At 70.4% G+C, this 20,760-nt stretch carries 14 protein-coding genes; 8 read left to right on the top strand and 6 right to left on the bottom strand.

Translation table 11 applies throughout. The features are described from left to right. Positions 1 to 21: 21 nt before the first annotated feature. Positions 22 to 1,728: a DUF6801 domain-containing protein gene (locus C4U44_RS01895; RefSeq protein WP_146088183.1), complete on the bottom strand. Its 1,707-nt coding sequence runs from the start codon at positions 1,726 to 1,728 to the stop codon at positions 22 to 24. 633 nt (positions 1,729 to 2,361) lie between these two features. Next, on the bottom strand, positions 2,362 to 3,003 hold the full coding sequence (locus tag C4U44_RS01890) for a hypothetical protein (protein WP_235031736.1): 642 nt from the start codon (positions 3,001 to 3,003) through the stop codon (positions 2,362 to 2,364). A gap of 438 nt (positions 3,004 to 3,441) precedes the next feature. Here C4U44_RS01890 and C4U44_RS01885 point away from each other — a divergent pair, with 438 nt between their 5' ends. Then, positions 3,442 to 4,671 (top strand): helix-turn-helix domain-containing protein, encoded by a 1,230-nt coding sequence (locus C4U44_RS01885; RefSeq protein WP_103883777.1) that lies wholly within the window; start codon positions 3,442 to 3,444, stop codon positions 4,669 to 4,671. A gap of 350 nt (positions 4,672 to 5,021) precedes the next feature. After that, a complete protein-coding gene (locus tag C4U44_RS01880) occupies positions 5,022 to 5,843 on the top strand; it encodes an SAM-dependent methyltransferase (protein WP_265737301.1) in 822 nt (273 codons plus the stop codon). Positions 5,844 to 5,928: 85 nt separating this feature from the next. Here the strand turns inward: C4U44_RS01880 and C4U44_RS01875 are convergent, their stop codons facing one another. Continuing rightward, the gene (locus C4U44_RS01875; protein WP_103883776.1) at positions 5,929 to 8,214 is read right to left on the bottom strand and encodes a discoidin domain-containing protein; all 2,286 of its coding nucleotides are present in this window, start codon (positions 8,212 to 8,214) and stop codon (positions 5,929 to 5,931) included. Between the two features lie 169 nt (positions 8,215 to 8,383). Between C4U44_RS01875 and C4U44_RS01870 the strand changes: the two genes are divergently transcribed. The 6 genes from C4U44_RS01870 to C4U44_RS01845 all read left to right on the top strand — a co-directional run bounded on the left by C4U44_RS01870 (position 8,384) and on the right by C4U44_RS01845 (position 16,435). Next, positions 8,384 to 9,409 carry a LacI family DNA-binding transcriptional regulator gene (locus tag C4U44_RS01870; protein ID WP_103883775.1) on the top strand — a complete coding sequence of 342 codons (1,026 nt, stop codon included), beginning with the start codon at positions 8,384 to 8,386 and terminating at the stop codon, positions 9,407 to 9,409. A gap of 489 nt (positions 9,410 to 9,898) precedes the next feature. Continuing rightward, positions 9,899 to 11,299, top strand: coding sequence for an ABC transporter substrate-binding protein (locus C4U44_RS01865; RefSeq protein WP_103883774.1), 1,401 nt, complete (start codon positions 9,899 to 9,901; stop codon positions 11,297 to 11,299). Positions 11,300 to 11,388: 89 nt separating this feature from the next. Further along, entirely contained in the window at positions 11,389 to 12,351 is a 963-nt protein-coding gene (locus tag C4U44_RS01860; RefSeq protein WP_103883773.1) for a carbohydrate ABC transporter permease, read from the top strand. A gap of 6 nt (positions 12,352 to 12,357) precedes the next feature. Beyond that, positions 12,358 to 13,254 (top strand): carbohydrate ABC transporter permease, encoded by an 897-nt coding sequence (locus C4U44_RS01855; RefSeq protein ID WP_103883772.1) that lies wholly within the window; start codon positions 12,358 to 12,360, stop codon positions 13,252 to 13,254. A gap of 156 nt (positions 13,255 to 13,410) precedes the next feature. Beyond that, positions 13,411 to 15,072, top strand: a complete 1,662-nt coding sequence (locus C4U44_RS01850; RefSeq protein WP_235031735.1) for a glycoside hydrolase family 13 protein — start codon at positions 13,411 to 13,413, stop codon at positions 15,070 to 15,072. Between the two features lie 442 nt (positions 15,073 to 15,514). Continuing rightward, the gene (locus C4U44_RS01845; protein ID WP_407642765.1) at positions 15,515 to 16,435 is read left to right on the top strand and encodes an endonuclease/exonuclease/phosphatase family protein; all 921 of its coding nucleotides are present in this window, start codon (positions 15,515 to 15,517) and stop codon (positions 16,433 to 16,435) included. Between the two features lie 240 nt (positions 16,436 to 16,675). Here the strand turns inward: C4U44_RS01845 and C4U44_RS01840 are convergent, their stop codons facing one another. The 3 genes from C4U44_RS01840 to C4U44_RS01830 all read right to left on the bottom strand — a co-directional run bounded on the left by C4U44_RS01840 (position 16,676) and on the right by C4U44_RS01830 (position 20,706). Further along, complete coding sequence (locus C4U44_RS01840) at positions 16,676 to 18,430, bottom strand: NAD+ synthase (RefSeq protein ID WP_103883769.1); 1,755 nt, start codon at positions 18,428 to 18,430, stop codon at positions 16,676 to 16,678. 69 nt (positions 18,431 to 18,499) lie between these two features. Then, on the bottom strand, positions 18,500 to 19,117 hold the full coding sequence (locus C4U44_RS01835) for a TetR/AcrR family transcriptional regulator (protein ID WP_103883768.1): 618 nt from the start codon (positions 19,115 to 19,117) through the stop codon (positions 18,500 to 18,502). Beyond that, positions 19,114 to 20,706: a DHA2 family efflux MFS transporter permease subunit gene (locus C4U44_RS01830; RefSeq protein WP_103883767.1), complete on the bottom strand. Its 1,593-nt coding sequence runs from the start codon at positions 20,704 to 20,706 to the stop codon at positions 19,114 to 19,116. The genes C4U44_RS01835 and C4U44_RS01830 overlap by 4 nt, the downstream gene beginning before the upstream one ends. Positions 20,707 to 20,760: the final 54 nt, after the last annotated feature.

Below are 20,760 nucleotides of genomic sequence, written 5' to 3'. Positions count from 1 at the left end.
CGCGGCCCGCGGTGGCGGGGCTCACCGGTGCGGTGGGGTCGGGAACTGGATGGTGGGCTCGCACGTCGTCGGATCGGACATGGGCGAGCACAGCAACCCCTGCATGAGGTTGAGCGAGTTGCCGTGCCCGGAGATCGACGCGGTCAGCAGCGGGTCCAGGTCCTCCCCGTGGCTGCCGCAGCCGGTGAACGAGGGGATGTACAGGTCGTCCTGCGACAGCGGCCCGCCGGTCGCGACGTCGTACGCGGAGGCGAGCGCCTCGGGGCTCGGGTCGATGTACCTGCGGTCCACGCCGGTGAGCGAGATCTTCAGCGGGGCCGAGGCGCGGCAGGAGCTGCCCACGTCCAGCGGGACGCCGTTGACCTTCACGTTCGACAGGGACAGGTCCATCTCGCCGTTCATCGTGGTCTTCAGCAGCTGCGGCGGGTCCTGGGCGGAGTCGGCGTCGCCGGTGGTGACCACGGTCATGACCCCGCGCGGCACGAGTGTCATCGTGGCGGTGGTCGGCACGAAACCGAAGGTGAGGAAATTCGAGGTGCTCGGCGGAATGGCGAGCCGGGCGATCTCGTCGGCCTCGAAATAGATTTTGGTGGAGTCGTCGAAGTTCACGACGTACTGGATGATCTTCACGTAGGCGAGCGCGGCCTTCGCGTTCTCCGGATTGATCGGCGCGGCCTCGCCGAGTTTCGTGACGTTGGACAACCCGGTGACGTAGGCGCATTGCGGCATGAGCGGGAACGGGATGGTGGTGACCGAGGCGGGGCGGCCCTTGGCGACCTCCGCCATCACCGCCGGGTCGAGTTCCCCGTCGGGCATGTCGTCGTCGGTGCAGTCGTCGGCGGTCGCCTGCGGCGGCTTCGCGGCCTGCAGGCGGATGGTGGAGCCCTTGCCGGTGCCGGAGGCCTGGCCGTCGGAGGCCGAACCGGTGGGCGCGGCCGAGGTGCCGGGGGCGGCGGATGTCCCGCCGCCGGGCGGCGTCGAGGCACCCGCGCCGGAGCCGCCCGAGCCGCCGGAACCGGCGCCGGTCACCGGCACGCTGCCGAGTTCCACACCGCCCTCGGCCTTGGGCGAGCAGGTCGCGCCGAGAGCCGTGGGGGCGGCCGGGGTGTCCGTGGCCGAGGGGGACGCGGCCGTCGAGGCACCCGCGGCCGATCCTTCGTCGCCCGCGCCGGTGTCCGAGGCGCCCGGTGAACTGGGCGTGCTGGGCGGGCTCGTGCTGGTGGCGGGGGTCGCGTCGAGGGTCAACTTCAGGTCGTGCGCGGTGAATCCGATGGTCCCGGGCGCCGTGACGGACAGGCCGGGGACGCTGCCGGTGAGGGTGAGCACCAGGTCGCCGCTGCCGTCCGCGGCCACCGCGGGCGCCTTCAGGTCCGGCCAGTGCGCCTGGACCGACTGGCCCGACCGGGACACCTCCGTGGTGAGGCTGCCGGTCGCGCCGACCTCGGCGGTGGCGGCGGGCAGCAGCGCGTCCGCGTCGGCCCGCGCGAGGGTCACGACGGCGGTCAGCTCGCCGGGCTGGATGTTCGCGCCGACCTTCCCGCTGTCCGGATAGGCCTGCTCGAAGCGGACCGTGACGTCCTGGGCCTGGTTGGCGAAGCCGCAGGTGTAGGCGGCCGGCCCGGCCGGCTGGTCACCGGTCGCGGAGGAGGACGAGCCGGGCAGCAGGAACCCCCCGAGGAGCGCGACGGCAGCGATGGCGGACAGCCGCGCCGATCGACGTGTTCTCACGCCACCCCACATCTACGAACTCCTCACAACAGGCTCGGCGGCAGGACATTACGTGCGGGTAATAAGGACGGACAAGTGATCGAACAGCCGAAGATTGCACGGCTTTCCCGGACCGGAATTTCTTGTCACCCGATGACAACGGGGAACCGGAATTTTGTCCTCCAGTGAGTCCTGACGGCCGCTCAGGTCCCGCCTTCGGGCTCATCCCGCGGTGATCGTCGGACCGGGACACGTGAGGACGGCGTCGAACGCATCGGAGTCACCGGAGTTCCACAGCCCCAGGCAGAGTCTGGAGACGTCGGACAACACCGCGCTCCCGCCGGTGACGGTCAGCGTGTGGTCGCCGTTGCGGAAGCTCGCCCGGAGGGTCGCCGCGCTGCCGGCCCCGGGCGGATCGTCCGCATCGGGGTGACCGCCAGGGTGGCGTCGAAGCCGACCGGGTCGCCGCTGTCGAGGAACCCGAGGATCGGACCGGAGACGTCGTACGCCGTCAGATTGCCCTCGTGCGACCTGAGTTGGTGGGGGGCGTTGGCGTAGCCGAACGCGGCAGGCCCCCTCCCTGGGACAGGGACCCCGGCCTCAGACCACGGGCCGGGGTCCCTGCTGGTGCGCTGGTGCGGTGTCAGCCGAGGGTCACGGCGAGGTGATGCTGAGCGTCGACGGCGTCACCACGTAGGCGGCGGTGAAGTTGGCCGCGTCGCCGTTGTTGATGAGGCCGAGGCACAGACCCGAGACGCTGTACGCCTTGAGGGTCCCGCCGCTGATGCTCAGCGTGTGGGTCGAGTTGTTGTAGCTGCCGTTCAGCGTCGCGCCGTTGTTGACGCCCGAGGAGTCCGCGAAGGTCGCGTTGCACAGACCCGAGATGGACGCGCGCACGCCGGTGAGGGTGCCGGTGGTGACGCCGCTGGCGTACGACACCGCGTTGAGCAGCCACGGCTGGCTCAGCGCGGTGACGGTGAACGTGATGCCGGCGGGGCCCGTGCAGGTCGCGAAGGTGGTCGTGTTGATCTTCGCGATGCCGGTGCCGGAGACGCTGGTGGCGTTCGGCGCGGTGCCCGTGGCAGCCGACGACGCACAGGTGAGCGTGGTGCCGGTCGTCGTGTCCTTGAGGGTCGGCTTCGAGGCGGAGGCGGTGAACGCGCCCCCGCTCCCGGTGCTGCCGGACACGGTGAACGTCGGGGCCGCGGAGGCCGGGCTGATGGCGAGGGTGAGGGCCGCGGCGATCGCGGCGCCGGTGACGACACCGCCCTTGGCGAGGAGAGGGATCTTGCGCACGGGCTGTTCCTTCCTGGGAGTTGACGTGCCTGATAAAACCGATGTCCGCGCTGCTCGGGCGGCAATTCGGTTGCGACTCACTACCTGGAACGTGGGTACCGATTCGGGTCGGTTGCCCTTGCGGGGCAGGACGTTACGCACGGGTAACCGAAGGGCGCAACAATCCGGCGGAAGAATCTCCACCAGACCTTACCGACCGGTATTTTCTGTCACCGGGGCAACACTGCAGGACGGCTCTTTGTAAAAGAGTGAGCACTTGCAGATCGGCGCCCCCGCTTCTCCCACCACGCGGTACGGTCGCCGCGACCGGGGCCGCAACGGCCCGGCACTACCGGGGGCGACAACGTTTCCGTGTCCACGGGGCTGCGCTCCGTAGGCGTTTGGTCTATGTTGCAGCAGGATCACCGGCGCGATGGGGCGGACGGGAGGGGGACAGGCATGACCGTAATGCGACAGACCCCGGAGCAAGTGGAGTCATCGGGTTCGATCCCGCGGGAGTTCGCCGCCATCATGCGCCCGGAACTGCCCAGCTTATTAAAAGAGATGGCGGCTGAAATCGTCACCGCGATCCCCGAATACGGGCACCTGCTGGAGGGGCCCAACAGCCGGGTGATCAAAATCGGAATCGAGCAGAGCATCGCCACTTTCGTGGACCGGGTGGCCGCACCCACCGCCACCACCTCGCTGCGCGACGACCTGTGCCGCCGCTTCGGCCGCTTCGAGGCGTACGAGGGCCGCAGCCTGGACAACCTCCAGGCCGCGTACCGGATCGGCTGCCAGGTGGCGCTGCGCCGGGTCCGGACGGTCGGGCGCCGCTACAACCTGTCGGCGTCCTTCATGCTGACCTTCGCCGACGCGCTGTTCGCGTACATGGGCGATCTGGCCGAGCTGTCCCGCGAGGGATACGTGCAGGCGCTCGCCGAGCTGGGCGAGGAGCCGGACAACCGGCGCCGGCGGCTGCTGCGCAGGATCCTCGGCGGCACCGCGGTGGCCCGCAGCGCGCTGGCCGAACTCGCCGAGCACTCGGCGTGGCCGCTGCCGGAGGAGGTCACGATGGTCGCGGTCGCCCCCGGCACCCGGCCGGCCCGTGCGGCGCTGGACCGCGACATCCTCCAGGACTTCGCCGATCCCGAGCCGCACCTGCTGATACCGGGGCCGTTCACGCGGGAGCGGCGGGCGTCGCTGGCCGCCGCGCTGGGCGGCTGCCGTGCCGCGGTCGGGCTGACCACCGGGCTCGGTGAGGCGGCGGACTCGCTGCGCTGGGCCCGGCACACGCTGGCGCTGGCCGGCTCGGGCGTGGTCGGCACCGGCGAGGAGGAGTTGCTGACGTCGAGCGAGGATCATCTGCTGCCGCTGTGGCTGATGGGTGATCCCGCTCTGGTCGACCAGATGGCGAAGAAGTACCTGGGGCCGCTCGTCGGGTTGACCGCGGCGCAACGCACCCGGCTGATCGACACGTTACGGATCTGGCTGACCACGCGGGGCACCGCGGCCCAGGTCGCCGAGCAGTTGGGCGTCCACCCGCAGACCGTGCGGTATCGCCTGCGCATCCTGGACCGTGCCTTCGGCGATCAACTGGCCTGCCCGGATGACCGTTTCGCCACGGAGATTGCCTTACGCGCCCTTCACCTCCGCGAGTTCGGGGAGGACGGCTCCACCGCGGGCTAGCGTGGCAGCGCGATCCTGCGTGCGGTGCGTGCTCGGACTCCTTCGCGTCGGCGGGGGCCCCAACCCGGCCCGCACGCACAGCAGTTGAGCACGCCTCGTGGAGGAACCCGAGGACGTCGAACCGTTGCGGCTGGCCTACGATCTGCACAGGGACAGTGCTCTCACGCCCGCCGGCACCGTGGCCTTCCTGCGTACCTTGCCGGTGGATCACGCCCGGCCGGCACTGTCCGCACGAACGGAACCACCGTGCCTACGAAGTCGTCCTGCGGAACATCGCGACGTCCCCCTTGTCGCGAGGAACCGCCGCGGGTACGGGGCGAAGGCCCGTCATACGTTGCAAGGAGAAAACGTTGTTGGCCGACTCGGCTCCTGAGCCCGCACGCATCGACACCAGCAAACCCCACCCCGCCCGCATGTACGACTACTACCTCGGCGGCAAGGACCACTACACCGTGGACGCCGAGGCGGCCGAGCAGGTGCTCGACTACACCCCGGACGCCCGCAACTTCGCGCACGCCAACCGGCAGTTCATGCACCGGAGCGTGCGCACGCTGGCCCGCGACCACGGGGTGCGCCAGTTCCTCGACATAGGCACCGGCGTGCCGACCCAGCCGAACCTGCACCAGGTCGCGCAGGCGGAGGCCCCGGAATGCCGGGTGGTCTACGCCGACAACGACCCGATCGTGCTGGCGCACGCGCGGGCGCTGCTGCAGGGCACCCCGGAGGGCCGGGTCGCCTACGTGCAGGCGGACGTGCGGGAACCGGCCGCCATCCTGGGGTCGGAGGAGGTCCGGTCCACGCTCGACTTCGACCGGCCGATCGCACTGAGCCTGTGCGCCCTGATGCACTTCGTGCCGGACGAGCACGGCGCGTACGAGATCGTGCGGGAGCTGGTCGGCGCGCTGCCGTCCGGCAGCTTCCTCACCCTCAGCCACGGCACCGTGGACTTCGACCCGGAGGCCATGGCCTGCACCCAGGACGTCTACGTGCGGGCGCGCATTCCGATCCAGCTGCGCACCGGGACTGACATCGCCCGCTTCTTCGAGGGGTTGGACATGCTCGACCCGGGGCTGGCGGTCACGCACCGCTGGCGCCCCGACGCGGACCAGCCGCTGGCCGACCTCACCGACGCCCAGGCCGGTTTCTACGGCGGGGTGGCGCGCAAGGCGTGACCGCCGACCCGTCCGCGGGAGCGCACGGGCGCCCCTGTCCCTTCCCCGGGACAGGGGCGCCCGTGCGTGCCGGATGCGCGATGAACTAGGAGGCGTACGCCTCCAGTTCGGAGAGCTGGCCCGCGGGCCAGCCGGTGTTGGCGGTGAAGGTGAGCCGCAGGTAGCGGGTGGAGGCCGAACTCAGTGACACCGTGGCGGTGTTGCCGGAGGCCGGATCGAAGGTGTAGCCGGCGGATGCCTTGAGGGTGGTGAAGGTGGACCCGTCGGTGGAGCCGAGGACGGAGAGGGTCTCGGTGCGGGTCGCCCACGCCGAGGCCGGCGGCAGCTTCAGCACGAGACGCCCCACGCCCTGCGCCGAGCCCAGGTCCACCGTGAGGGACTGCGGGAACGCGTTGTCCGTGCTCTCCCAGTAGGAGTTCGCGTCGCCGTCGACCGCGTTGGACGCCGTGTAGACGTCGGCGTGACCGGTGTCGGTGGCCGGACGGCCCTTCGCGAGGTTGCCGTCGGCCGGCGGGGTGGTGCCCCCGGTGCTGCCACCGGTGGTGGTCCCGCCGCTGCCGTCACCGCCGCCGGGCTGCGGCCAGGTGGAGCAGTCCGGCCAGGTGCCGGTCCACCCGCTGTTGCCGCTGCCCTGGTTGATGGTGAAGGGCGCGGTGCCGGCCGGGTACGAGCAGTCGTAGACGCCGGTCGCGCCGGTCCCGGTGGCCGTGACATCGGAGAAGGTCGCCGAACCGGGCGTCTCCGCCTGCACCACCACGGTGCCGGTCCCCGTCGCGGTGGCGCCGCTGACCGTCACCCCGCTGACGTCGTAGCCGTGGCCGCCGCCCGAGACGAACTCGAAGTCGCTGTAGGGGCTGTCGACGAAGGTGGTGTCGCTGATCCGGACGTCCACCGTGGTGATCGCCGAGTCGTAGGAGTCGACCCGCAACGCCCCCATCGGGTGGCTCCAGTTCGGGTTCATCGCACCGGTGCGGATGAGGGTGTTCCCGGAGACCGTGACCTTCCCGGAGAGCGGGTTGAACGGCTGCAGGAACGCCTGGTTGGAGACGGCCAGCCCGCTGCCGAGCGCGTTGGTGTCGGCGATCACGTTGTTCGAGGCGGTGTTGTTCGAACCGCCGTAGATCGCGATGCCGTTGGCGAGGTTCGGCTGGACGATGGTGTTGCCGGTGAAGGTGTTGCCGGTGTCCGGCGAGCCCAGCGACCACATGGCGAGCGAGTCGTCGCCCTGGTTGCGCAGGAAGTTGTTCCTGACGGTGACGCCCTGGGCGCTGCCGTCGAGGTTGAGGCCGTCGGCGGTGGTGCCGATGATCCGGTTGTTCTCCACCGTCAGGTCGGTGTTGTCACCCGTCAGCCACAGCCCGCACTTCTCGCGCTGGATCCACATCCCGGAGACGACGGAGTTCGGGCCGAGGCTGCCGGTGACGAAGTTGTCGGGCGAGTTGTCGTTGCGGACGCTGACGTCGCCGAAGACCGCGAAGTCGTACAGCTTCGTGTTGCCGGTCGCGCTCGTCTGGTCGATGAAGTGCGAACTGTGGACCACCGACCACCAGTTGCCTGCGCCGCGCAACGTGACGTCGTCCACCGGAAGTTGCGAGGTGATCTTGAAGTCGCCGGACGGTATCCACACCTCCTTGCCCTGCGCCTTGGCGTCGCTGATGGCCTGCCGGAACGCCTGGGTGGAGTCGCCGGCGCCGGACGGGTCGGCGCCGTCGTCGACCACCGACACGGAGTTGGCGGGCTGCGCGGCGGCCGCCGCGACCTGCTCGAAGTCGGTCACGTCGACGGTCGCGGTACCGGTGTCACCGGAGTCGAGCTGGAGCTTGACCTTGGCGCCGGCCGCGAGGTTCTGCCCGAGTCGTATACGGGAGTCGTCGAAGAGGTGGTGCGTCCTGGACCCGACGATGTTGCCGGTGCTGACGTAGCTGTACTGCGAGGTGACCGCGAGCTTCTGGTCGAGCTTGGTCCCGTTGACGTAGACCGACATCGTGCCCGAGGCGCCCTGCGGCAGGTTGTAGGCGACGTCGACGGCGTTCGCCGCCTGGGTGAGGGTGAACTCGACGTACTGGCCCTGGTCGAGGGTGACCGCCTGGCGGCCCGACGCCTCGGAGGCGACGGTGCCCTGGGTGTAGTCGGGGCCGATCTTCTGCCCGGTGGTGTTTGCCGCTTCGGCCTCGTACTCCGTGAACGGCACGGACGCGCCGCCGCTGACGTCGAAGGGTGAGACCGCCGGTGCCCTGGCGCCGTCCACGGCCGCGGAGTTGGCGGCGTCGGCGCTCTGCGCGGTGAGCGTGAGGGCGATCAGGCCGCCTGCGGCCACGGCTGCCGCGGTGGCCGAGGCCAGGACGAGCGAGGAGCGACGTCTGGTGTCCATGGGGTGGGGGGTTCCCTTCTGACGGGAGTCGCTGGTGTGACGCACACCCTAGGGATGACGAACACGGCACAGCAAGATGTCGATCGGATTTCGCAAAAATTGGATGGCTTGCAGAGATTCCGCAAATAGGCCGCAAGAAACTTGCGACACCTGTACTAGAATCGACGCCATGACACGACGACTTGCCGAGGTGGCAAAGAAGGTCGGGGTGAGTGAGGCCACCGTCAGCCGCGTGCTGAACGGAAAGCCGGGCGTCTCCGATGCGACCCGGGCTGCGGTCCTCACCGCCCTTGACGTGCTCGGTTACGAACGGCCCACCCAGCTGCGCGGGGAACGCGCCCGGCTGGTCGGCATGGTCATGCCCGAGTTGCAGAACCCGATCTTCCCCGCCTTCGCGGAGGTCGTCGGCGGCGCGCTGGCCCAGCAGGGGTTCACCCCCGTGCTGTGCACGCAGACCGCCGGCGGCGTCTCGGAGGCCGACTACGTCGAACTGCTGCTCCAGCAGCACGTGTCCGGCGTGGTCTTCTTCGGCGGGCTCTACGCCCAGGCCGAGTCCCCGCACGACCACTACGCCCGGCTGGCCGAGCGCAACCTGCCGACCGTGCTGATGAACGCGGCCATCGACCATCTCGACTTCCCCCGGGTCTCGTGCGACGACGGGGTGGCGGTCGAGCAGGCGATGAACCACCTCATCTCGCTGGGCCACCAGCGGATCGCGCTGGTACTCGGCCCGCCCGACCACGTGCCCTCCCGGCGCAAACTCGCCGCCGCCCGCCGGGTCGACCCCTCGGTCACCGTCGAGCACGCGCTGTTCACCCTGGAGGGCGGGCAGGCCGCCGCGAGCAGGCTGCTCTCCCGCGGCATCACCGCCTTCATCTGCGCGTCCGACCTGCTGGCGCTGGGCACCATCAGGGCCGCCCGCCGGCGCCGGCTGTCGGTGCCCGAGGACGTCTCGGTGATCGGTTACGACGACTCCTCCCTGATGAACTGCACGGAGCCGCCGCTGACCACGGTCCGGCAGCCGATCGAGGCGATGGGCCGGGCGGCGGTGGACCTGCTGGCCGGGGAGATCAGCGGCGCCTCGGTGGACCACGACGAGCTGTTCTTCGAGCCCGAGTTGGTGGTGCGCGGCTCCACCGGCCCGGTCCGCGACGCGGCCCGCATCCCCCACCCGGAGGCGCGCACCAACGCGTGAACGGTGCCCGGTACAGCCGGGCGTCACAGGGGCGCGGGGAACTGCGCGACCAGCCCACCACCCGCCGGTGGTACGGCGATTGACCGTCGGAGCCGGGCCTGCGGGCCCGGCGCACCACGGCGACGGGGCTGGTCGCGCAGTTCCCCGCGCCCCTTTTCGGCCACCACCCGACTGCGGCCCCGCCGCAACCCCGCCACCGCCCGCAAGAGCGCTCCCGGCCCGGGAATCGGGCCCCGGCACCCGCAGGGGCGCCCCTGACCAGCGGTCATGAACCCCTCCGCGCGGCCGGCTCCGCGCCCGCCTGCGTCGTAATCAAGTCGTGTCTTTGCGAAATTCACGCGACATCTTGCGGACATCTATCGGGTTAAGTACGTTGAGCCAACCCGGGACGGTGGCGCGGTACCGCGCCGGACAGCACGTGCACCATGTGCCACGGGGGTCCCAGATCGCAGTCCAACGACGCGCAGTGGTTCAGGGGAAGGGTAGAAAATGAGCAGAATCGGCTACCGCAGACTGGTGGCAGTCGCGCTGGTCACGGGGATCGGGTTGACCGGCGCCGCGTGTTCCAACAGCAAGAAGGACGACTCCGGAAGCAAGACCAGCGCCGCCAGCGCGGGGACCCCCTTGGACCCGAAGACCAAGGTGACGATCAGCGCCGACTGCGAGCCGCCGACCACGGAGAAGGCGCAGCGCAGCGAGTGGATAGCGGACGTCGCCGCGTTCCACAAGCTCTACCCGAACGTGACGGTGAAGAGCAAGGACGCCTACCCCTGCGAGGACCCGGCCAAGTTCACCGCGCAGCTCCAGGCCGGCACCGAGACCAACACGTTCTACACGTACTACACCGACCTCCAGCAGGTGCTCGACTCCGGTCAGGCCGCCGACATCTCGGACTACGTCAACGCCAAGACGGTGCCGAACCTGGCGAGCATCGACCCGAGCGTGCTCAACGTCCTCAAGGACGGCGGCAAGCTCTACGGCCTGCCCACCTCGAACTACAAGATGGGCCTGATCTACAACCGCAAGATCTTCAAGGAGGCCGGGCTCGACCCGAACTCCCCGCCGACCACCTGGGACGAGGTCCGGCAGGACGCGAAGGTCATCAGCGACAAGCTCGGTAGCAAGGGCATCAGCGGCTACATGGACAACTCGGCCGGCAACCAGGGCGGCTGGCACCTCGTCTCCGAGATGAACGGTGTGGGCGTCCGCGCGGTCAGCGAGGACGGCACGAAGGCCACCTTCAACGACCCGGGCACCAAGCAGGTCCTGCAGACGCTGCACGACATGCGCTGGACCGACAAGTCCATGCCCGCCACTCCCGGCCTGGTCTGGGGCGACGTCCAGAAGGCGATGGGCACCGGCAAGATCGGCATGTACGTCGGCGCGCCGGACGACGTGACCACCGAGGTCCAGCAGTACCACGCCAACTACGACGACCTGGGCATGGGTCCGATCCCCGGCGGCAAGATCGCGCTGATGGGCGGCAACGACTACATGTTCAAGAAGTCGGACAGCCCGGACCAGATCAAGGCCGGCATCGCCTGGATCAACTTCGAGTTCCTGACCGTGAGCAAGGGCCAGTTCAACTACCCGCGCAAGAAGGCGGACGGCCTGCCGGTCGGTCTGCCCGAGCCGTTCTTCTTCACCGGCACCGCGCAGGACCAGGACAACCAGGGCAAGGCCGCCAGCGCGACCATCCCGGTGGACAACTTCAAGGCCTACAGCGGCGTCGACGTGCCGGTGCTGGCCGAGCCGCCGAACGCGCAGAAGGTCTACACCGTGCTCGACACCGTCATGTCCGGCGTGCTGACCAACAAGAACGCCGACCTCGACAAGCTGCTGAGCACCGCGACCGACCAGGTGAACCAGCTGCTGGCCGCCAGCAGCTGACCGCACTGCCCCGCGGGGGCCGGTCCGGCGACCGGCCCCCGCTTCGCGGCACCTGACCTCACCGCACCACCTTCAGCCGAGGAGCATCCATGGCGGCGACGACCGTCCCCGAGAACACGACCAAGCGCCACGCCGGGCGCCAGGCCGGCCCGGACCGGCGCGCCACCGGACGCGGACCGAGCCGGAAGGTAGCGGCGAACCTCCAGGCCTACGGGTTCCTCGTGGGCGCGGTGCTCTGCTTCCTGGCCTTCTCGTGGTACCCGATGGTCCGCGAGTTCATCATGAGCTTCCAGGAGAAGAAGCGCGGTGTGACCTCCTGGGTCGGCATGAAGAACCTCGACCGGGTCTACCACGACCCGTTCTTCTGGACCGCGTGGAAGAACACCGCCGAGTACACCGGTTACGCGCTGGTCATCGGTTTCGCGCTGCCGTTCTTCGTGGCGATCATCCTCAACGAGCTGCGGCACGCCCAGGCGTACCTGCGCATCCTGGTCTACCTGCCGGTGATGCTCCCGCCGGTGGCCGGCGGCCTGCTCTTCAAGTACTTCTACGACCCGGACTACGGGCTCTTCGACCACATCCTCAAGACGCTCCACCTGCCGCAGTCGCAGTGGCTCGACTCGTCCCACACCGCGATGATCTCGGTGGTGCTCGCGGCCACCTGGATGAGCATGGGCAGCGCCACCCTGATCTACCTGGCCGCCCTGCAGAACATCCCCGGTGAGCTGTACGAGGCCGCCGACCTCGACGGCGCCGGGCTGTGGAGCAAGATCTGGCACGTCACGATCCCGCAGACCCGCATGGTGCTCTCGCTGATGCTGCTGCTGCAGATCGTGGCGACCATGCAGGAGTTCACCAACGTCTTCGTGCTGGCCGGCGGCAACGGCCCGGAGAACTCGACCATGACGGTCGTCTACATGATCTACCAGTACGGATTCCGCTACAACAACCTCGGAAGCGCGGCAGCGCTGGGTCTCTTCCTGCTGCTGGTACTGATCGCCTTCTCGGGCGTCTACACGCGGCTGAGCCGGAACAGCGACCAGGACGGATAACGGACCATGGCAGCCACACTCTCCTCTCCGCAGACCCGCACCCTGATCTCGACGGCCACGCTCAGCCGCCGCAAGGGCCGGATCACCTACCGGATCGTGCTGACCCTGGTGGTGGTCGTCTTCACCCTGGTCTTCCTCGGCCCGCTGTACTGGATGGTCACCGGCGGCTTCAAGTCCGCCAGCGAGGTCGTCGCCAACCCGCCGACCTACATCCCCAAGCACCCGAAGCCGGGCAACTACCACACCGCGTGGACCCAGTTGAAGCTCGCCCGGCTGCTCTTCAACACGCTCTACTACGCGTTCGGCGCGCTCGCCTTCCAGCTGGTCTTCGACGTCGCCGCGGCCTACGCGGTCTCCAAACTGCGGCCGGTGTTCGGCAACATCATCCTGGCCGGCATGCTCGCCACGCTGATGATCCCGTCCGCGGTGCTGATCGTCCCGCAGTACGTCACCGTGCTCGACCTGCCGCTGCTGCACTTCAACCTGATCGGCACGCCGTGGGCGATCTGGCTGCCGACGGTGGCCAACGGCTTCAACATCTTCCTGCTCAAGCGGTTCTTCGACTCGATCCCGAACGACCTGATGCACGCCGCCGCGATCGACGGTGCCGGACCGCTGCGCACGCTGTGGTCGATCATCCTGCCGATGTCGCGGCCGATCCTCGGCGTGGTGTCGATCTTCGCGGTGGTCAACGTCTGGAAGGACTTCCTCTGGCCGATGCTGGTGGAGCCCGACCCGAAGAACCAGCCGATCAACCTCGGCATCAACTCGCTGTCGCAGGGCGTACCGGAGAACGTCATCATCGCCGCGCTGGCCATCTCCGCGATCCCCACCCTGCTGATCTTCCTGCTCTTCCAGCGCAACATCATGTCCGGTCTGACCGCCGGCGGTCTGAAGGGCTGACGCCCGCCACCGCCCGCCCGGTCCCCGGCCGCACAACCGCACCCCCGCACGACCACACCCGCACCACCCATCAGCACTCCGCCGCCGGTCCTCATGCCAGCATCCCCGCCTTCCGGGGCCGGCGGCGGAGTCCCACCTGCCCGAAAGGACGTTGACGTGGCAGACACCCCTCAGCCCGAGGCCGACGAGAACTGGTGGCGCGGCGCGGTCATCTACCAGGTCTACCCGCGGAGCTTCGCCGACAGCAACGGAGACGGGACCGGTGATCTCGCCGGCGTGCGGTCCCGGCTGCCGTACCTGGCCGAGCTGGGCGTCAACGCCTTGTGGTTCAGCCCGTGGTACCCCTCACCGATGGCCGACGGCGGCTACGACGTCGCCGACTACCGCGACGTGGAGCCGGTGTTCGGCTCCCTGGCCGAGGCCGAGAAGCTGATCTCCGAGGCCGTCGCGCTGGGGATCCGGACCATCATCGACGTGGTGCCGAACCACATCTCCGCCGCGCACCCGTGGTTCAGGGAGGCGCTGGCGGCCAGCCCCGGCTCCCCCGCCCGCGAGCGGTTCTGGTTCCGCCCCGGCCGCGGCGAGCACGGCGAACTGCCGCCGAACAACTGGCCGTCGCAGTTCGGCGGCCCGGCCTGGACCCGCACCACCAACCCGGACGGCACGCCCGGCGACTGGTTCCTGAACCTCTTCGACTCCGAGCAGCCGGACCTGAACTGGAACCACCCGGACGTCGTGGCCGAGCACGAGGACATCCTGCGCTTCTGGTTCGACCGCGGCGCCGGCGGCGTGCGGATCGACTCGGCGGCCATGGTCGCCAAGGACCCGGCGCTGCCCGACCTGCCGGACCCGTCCGCGGGCGCCGACGCGGCCCTGGCGGACCACCCCTACGTCGACCGGGACGACCTGCACGGCATCTACCGGGGCTGGCGGCGGATCGCCGACTCCTACCCCGGCACCCGCATCCTGGTCGGCGAGGTGTGGCTGCCGGACGCCGAGCGGTTCGCCCGCTACCTGCGCCCGGACGAGATGCACACCGCGTTCAACTTCGACTTCCTGGCCTGCCCCTGGGAGCCGGCCCGGCTGCGGACCTCGATCGACGTCACGCTGGCCGCGCACGCCCCCGTCAGCGCGCCCGCCACCTGGGTACTCTGCAACCACGACGTGACGCGTACCGTCACCCGCTACGGCCGCGAGGACACCGGATTCGACTTCGCCACCAAGGCGTTCGGGGTGCCGACCGACCTGGAGCTCGGCACCCGCCGGGCGCGGGCCGCCGCCCTGCTGACGCTGGCGCTGCCCGGGTCGGTCTACCTCTACCAGGGCGAGGAGCTGGGGCTGCCCGAGGTCGAGGACATCCCGACCGACCGGTTGCAGGACCCGATGTACCTGCGCTCCCCCGGCACCAACCCCGGCCGCGACGGCTGCCGCGTGCCGCTGCCGTGGTCCGGCGACGCGTCGCCGTTCGGCTTCAGCCCGCCGGAGTCCGCCGAGCCGTGGCTGCCGCAGCCGGCCGGCTGGGCGGCGCGCACCGCGGAGATCCAGTCCGCCGACCCGGCCTCCATGCTCTCGCTCTACCGGGCGGCGATCCGGCTGCGCGGCGAGGAGCCGGCGCTGGCCGGCGACGGCCCGCTGGAGTGGCTCGACACCGCTCCCGAGGTGCTGGCCTTCCGCCGCCCCGACCGGTTCGTCTGCCTGGTGAACCTCGGGGATACCGCCGCGGAACTGCCCGAGCACCAGGAGTTGCTGCTCACGTCGGGTCCGCTCGGCGAGGACAGCGGGGTCCCGCAGGACACGGCGGTGTGGCTGCGGGTGTGAGCGCGGTGGGATCGGGACCGGGGCGCCGCGCAGGGGCGCCCCGGACGCCCGCACCCCTGTTCCCCGTTGGCCGGAAACGGTTACGGTGGTCTCGTGCACCGCAAGCACGTGTGGGGTCGGCTCGCCTTGTCAGGGCCGGCCCCACACGTATGCCCGGGGTCCGCCGGGGACCGGTGTGTGCGGATCTTGTCACAGTCCGACCCATTCGTACCGGGCCGTGCAACCCGCCACCCCCACCCGCCCGTCGCTTCACATACGGATCCCCTAGGGTCGCCTAGGGTTCGGAAGCACCCGTAAGCGGCAGGCAAGGACCTCCATGACCCAGGCGCAGAACAGCACGGACGCGAGCACGGACGGCGAGGACCCGATGGGGTCGGGAGCCGCACCCGGGGCCCGAGCCCGGCTGGGCGCCAGGTTCCTGCGATGGTGGCGGCCGGCGGGGATGTGGCGGCGCGGCATCGCGACGGCGGTGGTCGCCGTCCTGCTGACCCTCCTGCTCGTCTTCCACGCGGACCTGCCGAACCGGGTCGGCAACCTCGGCAGCCTGCTGGAGACGTTCCTGCCGTGGCTGGGACTGGCCGTGCCGGTGCTGCTGGTGGTGGCGGTCCTGCGCCGCTCGGTGACGGCGCTGATCGCGGTGGTGCTGCCGGCCGCGGTGTGGCTCAACCTCTTCGGCGGGCTGCTCACCGACAAGGCCGGCTCCGGCGGCGACCTGACGGTGCTCACCCACAACGTCAACGCGGAGAACCCCGATCCCGACGGCACCGCCCGCGACCTCGTCGCCGCGCACGCCGGCCTCGTCGCCCTGGAGGAGCTGCCCTCCGAGCAGGTCTCCCGCTACAGCCACGACCTCGCGGCCGCCTACCCATACCACTCGGTGCAGGGCACCGTGGGGCTGTGGAGCAAGTACCCGCTCAGCTCGGTGCGTCCGGTCGACATCCGCCTCGGCTGGGTCCGGGCGATGCGCGCCACCGCCTCCACCCCGCACGGCCAGGTCGCGGTGTACGTCGCCCATCTGCCCTCCGTCCGGGTGAAGTTCGACGCCGGGTTCACGGCCGGGCAGCGCGACCAGGCCGCCGACGCGCTCGGCGAGGCGATCGCCGGGGAGCGGCTGCCCGACGTGGTGCTGCTCGGCGATCTGAACGGCACGATGAATGATCGTGCGCTCGCCTCGGTGACGTCGCAGATGCGGTCCACCCAGGGCGCGGCCGGCAACGGCATGGGCTTCAGCTGGCCCGCGTCCTTCCCGATGGCCCGCATCGACCAGATCATGGTGAAGGGGATCGAGCCGGTGTCCTCCTGGACCCTCCCCAGAACCACCAGCGACCACCTCCCCGTCGCGGCCCGCCTTGAGCTCCCCTGATCACCGGGGTGCCCCTGACCCCCCAGGGTGCCCCGTCCTGTGAGTTGCGGGACCTTGCGGTCCGGCCGTGGTTGTTCGCGCAGTTCCCCGCGCCCCTTGGTGGTTGCCCTCTTTTCGCGGAGGGACCCGCACAAACCAGGGGCGCGGGGAACTGCGCGCTCAGCAGGCCACCGACAGGTGGTCCCTCAACCGGCAGAACGGGCCACCCCGGGGGGTCAGGGGCACCCGGGAGGGGCAGGGTCATCCCCCTTCGCGCCACCGGTTGGTGATGGGCAGCCGCCGATCCTTGCCGAACCCCTTCGCCGAGATCTTGGTCCCCGGCGGGTACTGCCGCCGCTTGTACTCCGCCGCGTCAGTCAACTTCAGCACGCGGGTGACCAGCTCCGCGTCGAACCCGGCGGCGACGATCTCCTCGCGGCCCTGGTCCCGGTCCACGTAGAGCTCCAGCACGCGGTCGAGGACGTCGTAGTCCGGCAGGGAGTCCGTGTCGACCTGGCCGGGCCGCAGTTCGGCGCTGGGCGGCTTGGAGATCGAGTTCTCCGGGATCGGCGGGACCTCGCCGCGCGCGGTGGCATCGGCGTTGCGCCAGCGGGCCAGCCGGAAGACGGTGGTCTTGTAGACGTCCTTGATCGGGCCGTACGCCCCGACCGAGTCGCCGTACAGCGTCGAGTAACCCACCGCCAGCTCGCTCTTGTTGCCCGGGGCGAGCACGATCTGGCCCTCCTGGTTGGAGATGCCCATCAGCGTCACGCCGCGCAGCCGCGACTGGAGGTTCTCCTCGGCGAGCCCGGTGAGCTTCAGGGACTCCATGTACGCGTCGAACATCGGGGCGATCGGCACCGTACGGAAGTTGAGCCCGGTGCGGCGGGCCAGCTCGGCCGCGTCGTCCTTGGAGTGCTCCGAGGAGTAGCCCGAGGGCATCGAAACTCCGTACACGTGCTCCGCGCCGAGCGCGTCGCAGGCCACGGCCGCCACGAGCGCGGAGTCGATGCCGCCGGACAGGCCGATCAGCGCGGAGCCGAGGCCGTTCTTGGCGGCGTACGCGCGCAGGCCGGTGACCAGGGCGCCGTAGATCTCCGCCTCGTCGCTCAGTGGCGCCGCCTCGCTGCCGGGGTACTCCGGCCGGTAAGGGGCGACCGGCTCGGCGGACAGCGTGACGTGCCGCAGCTCCAGGCCGTCGGCGACCCGCCCGGCGGGCACCTCGGCGGCGGCCGCGGGCAGGTCCAGGTCGAGCAGCACGCATTCCTCGGCGAACTGCGGCGCCCGGGCGATCACGTCGCCCTCCGGCCCGACCACGATGGTGTCGCCGTCGAAGACCAGCTCGTCCTGCCCGCCGACCATCGCCAGGTAGGCCAGCGTGCAGCCGGCCTCCCGGGCGCGCTTGCGGACCAGCTCCAGCCGGGTGTCGTCCTTGTCCCGTTCGTACGGCGAGGCGTTGATCGACAGCAGCAGGCCCGCGCCGGCCTCCCGGGCGCCGGGCACGCGGCCGCCGTCCTGCCACAGGTCCTCGCAGATCGCCAGCGCCACGTCGACGCCGCCGACCCGGATCACCGGCATGGTGTCGCCCGGCACGAAGTAGCGGAACTCGTCGAAGACCCCGTAGTTCGGCAGGTGGTGCTTGGCGAAGCGCAGCGCGACCTTGCCGTCGTGCAGCACCGCGGCGCAGTTCTGCGGGGCACCGGCGGGCTGGCCGTACTTCGGCTGGGCGTCGGCGCTGCGGCCCAGGTAGCCGACCACGACCGGCAGGCCGCCGAGCCCCGCCGCGGCCAGGTCGCGCGCGAGGTCCACCAGGGCCGTCCGGCTCGCCTGGAGGAAGGACGAGCGCAGGGCCAGGTCCTCCACCGGGTAGCCGGTCAGCATCATCTCGGGGAAGGCGACCAGGTGCGCGCCGTGCTCGGCCGCGTACCGGGTGCGGCGCAGCACCTCCGCGCTGTTCCCGGCGATGTCGCCGACGCGGGAGTCGACCTGGTTCAGTGCGAGGCGTAGTTGAGGCACGTCACCAGTGTAATCGTCAACCCGACGCGATGTCGCTGTCGTCCTCCCCACACCGCGCCGGGCCGCCGGTCAGTCGCGCGGGCGCATGCCCTCCAGGAGGGTGTCCACCACGCGTTCGGCGAGGTCGTCCGGGAGCGGGGCGTCGGGGCGGAGGGTGGCGCGGGCCAGCACCGGGCCGACCACCATGTCCGTGAGGAGGTCGAGGTCGGCGCCGAGCTCGGGCCGGATCTGGCCGCTGGTGACCGCGTCCTCCAGCAGCGAGGTGAGCATCCGGCGGCGAGCGGCCACGACGGTGTCGTGGTAGCGCTTCCACAGCTCGGGGCTGCTCTCCATCTGGGTGACCATGCTCCGCATGAGCGCGGACTCGCGCTTGGCGAGGCTGCGCCGGCGGATGTAGTCGATCGCCAGGATCAGGTCGTGCCGCAGGTCGCCGCTGCGGCAGCCCAGCGGCGGCGGCGAGTCGACGGCGGTGAGCACGTCGAGCAGCAGCGCGTCCTTGCCGGGCCAGCGGCGGTAGACCGTGGCCTTCCCGACGCCGGCCTCGCGGGCGATGCCCTCCATGGTGAGGTCACCGATGGAGGCACCGTCCGCGATCAGCCGCAGCACGGTGTCGATGACCGTACGGTCGACGGCCGCGTTGCGCGGGCGTCCGCGCGGGGCCGCTGTCGCCGGACCGTTGGTCGTCACTTCTCCGCACCCACCATTTCCCGTTCCTCGGAGCCGCCGGCGGCGGGCGCCGGACCGGCCTGCGCCGGCAGGAAGACCAGGGCGATGATGCCACCGAGGATCGCCACCCCGGCGGAGGAGGCGGCCGTGATGTGCATGGCGTGGATGAAGGCGTGGTCGGCGGGCTGCACCAGCACCCGGCCGCGCGGGCCGAGCTTCTGGGCGAAGCCGAGGGTGGCCTCGATCGACTCGGCCGCCGAGCCGCGCTGCGCGGCGGGCAGGCTGCCGAGGTGGCCGTTGATGCCGTTGCGGTAGACCGTCGACATCACCGAGCCGAGCACGGCCACCCCGAGGGCGCCGCCGACCTGCCGGAAGATGTTGTTGACCGCCGACCCGGAGCCGGCCTTCTCCCGCGGCAGCGACGACATGATCATCACCGTGGCGGGCGGCATGACGTGTGCCATCGCCGTGCCCATCAGGAAGAACAGCACTTCCAGCACCCAGATCGGGGTGCTCTCGCCGAGCAGCAGGAAGCCGAGGAAGGACACCCCGGTGAGCATCATGCCGCCGGCGCACACCAGCCGGGCGCCGAACCGGTCGACCAGCAGCCGGGCGCGCGGCGCGAACACCATCTGCGCGGCGGCCAGCGGGAGCAGCAGCAGGCCGGACTGGAGCGGGCTGTAGCCGCGGACGGACTGGGTGTAGAAGATGATGAAGAAGGTCACGCCCAGCAGCGCGAAGAAGACCAGGCCGATCGCGGCGACCGAGGCGGAGAACTCCCGCTTCTTGAAGTAGCTGATGTCCAGGGCCGGATGGTCGCTGCGCCGCTCGTACAGCACGAAGGCGATCAGGATGACCAGGCCGCCGACCGCGGTGGCCCACACCCCGGTGCGGGTGAAGTCGCCGTACTGGCCGCCCTTGATGATGCCGTAGATCAGCAGCACCAGGCCGGCGATGGACAGCAGCACGCCGATCGGGTCGAGCCGGCCGGGCCGCGGGTCCTTGGAGTCGGGCACGATCAGGAACATCGCGATCAGGCCGGCGATCACGATCGGCACGTTGACCAGGAAGACCGAGCCCCACCAGAAGTGCTGGAGCAGCAGGCCGCCGGTGATCGGGCCGACCGCGATGGCCAGGCCGACCACACCGGCCCAGATGCCGATCGCCCGCGGCTGCTCCTCGCGCTCGAAGACGTTCATGATGATGGCGAGCGTGGCGGGCATGATGAGCGCGCCGCCCAGGCCCATCACCCCGCGCCAGGCGATGAGTTCGCCCGCGGATCCGGCGAAGGCCGACAGCGCGGAGCCGCCGCCGAACACGAACATGCCGAGGAGCAGCACCTTCTTGCGGCCGAGCCGGTCACCGAGCAGGCCCGCGGTGAACAGCAGTCCGGCGAAGACCAGGGTGTAGGAGTTGATCGCCCATTCCAGCTCGCTCTGGCTGGCGCCGAGTCCGGTCGGGGCAGGCTGGGCGATGGTCTTCATCGCCACGTTGAGGATCGAGTTGTCCAGCACGACGACGAGCAGGCTGAACAGCAGCACGGTGAGGATCGCCCAGCGGCGGCGGTGGACCGCCTCGGGCACTTTCGCGACTATCGCATCAGCGGCCATACGGATGAGCGTACACGCTTTACGATACGGCCCCGTCTCGTATCGTAAAGCCCC

The organism is Actinacidiphila yanglinensis, from assembly GCF_900107965.1.
In the GTDB taxonomy this organism is placed as follows: domain Bacteria; phylum Actinomycetota; class Actinomycetes; order Streptomycetales; family Streptomycetaceae; genus Actinacidiphila; species Actinacidiphila yanglinensis.
This window is presented reverse-complemented; position numbering and strand designations above follow the sequence as displayed.

What these genes read in the sequence shown, in the direction of transcription:
- C4U44_RS01885 (WP_103883777.1), top strand. Translation starts at nt 3,442, where the DNA reads ATGACCGTAATGCGACAGACCCCGGAGCAAGTGGAGTCATCGGGTTCG.
- C4U44_RS01875 (WP_103883776.1), bottom strand. Translation starts at nt 8,214, where the DNA reads ATGGACACCAGACGTCGCTCCTCGCTCGTCCTGGCCTCGGCCACCGCG.
- C4U44_RS01870 (WP_103883775.1), top strand. Translation starts at nt 8,384, where the DNA reads ATGACACGACGACTTGCCGAGGTGGCAAAGAAGGTCGGGGTGAGTGAG.
- C4U44_RS01865 (WP_103883774.1), top strand. Translation starts at nt 9,899, where the DNA reads ATGAGCAGAATCGGCTACCGCAGACTGGTGGCAGTCGCGCTGGTCACG.
- C4U44_RS01860 (WP_103883773.1), top strand. Translation starts at nt 11,389, where the DNA reads ATGGCGGCGACGACCGTCCCCGAGAACACGACCAAGCGCCACGCCGGG.
- C4U44_RS01855 (WP_103883772.1), top strand. Translation starts at nt 12,358, where the DNA reads ATGGCAGCCACACTCTCCTCTCCGCAGACCCGCACCCTGATCTCGACG.
- C4U44_RS01845 (WP_407642765.1), top strand. Translation starts at nt 15,515, where the DNA reads ATGTGGCGGCGCGGCATCGCGACGGCGGTGGTCGCCGTCCTGCTGACC.
- C4U44_RS01830 (WP_103883767.1), bottom strand. Translation starts at nt 20,706, where the DNA reads ATGGCCGCTGATGCGATAGTCGCGAAAGTGCCCGAGGCGGTCCACCGC.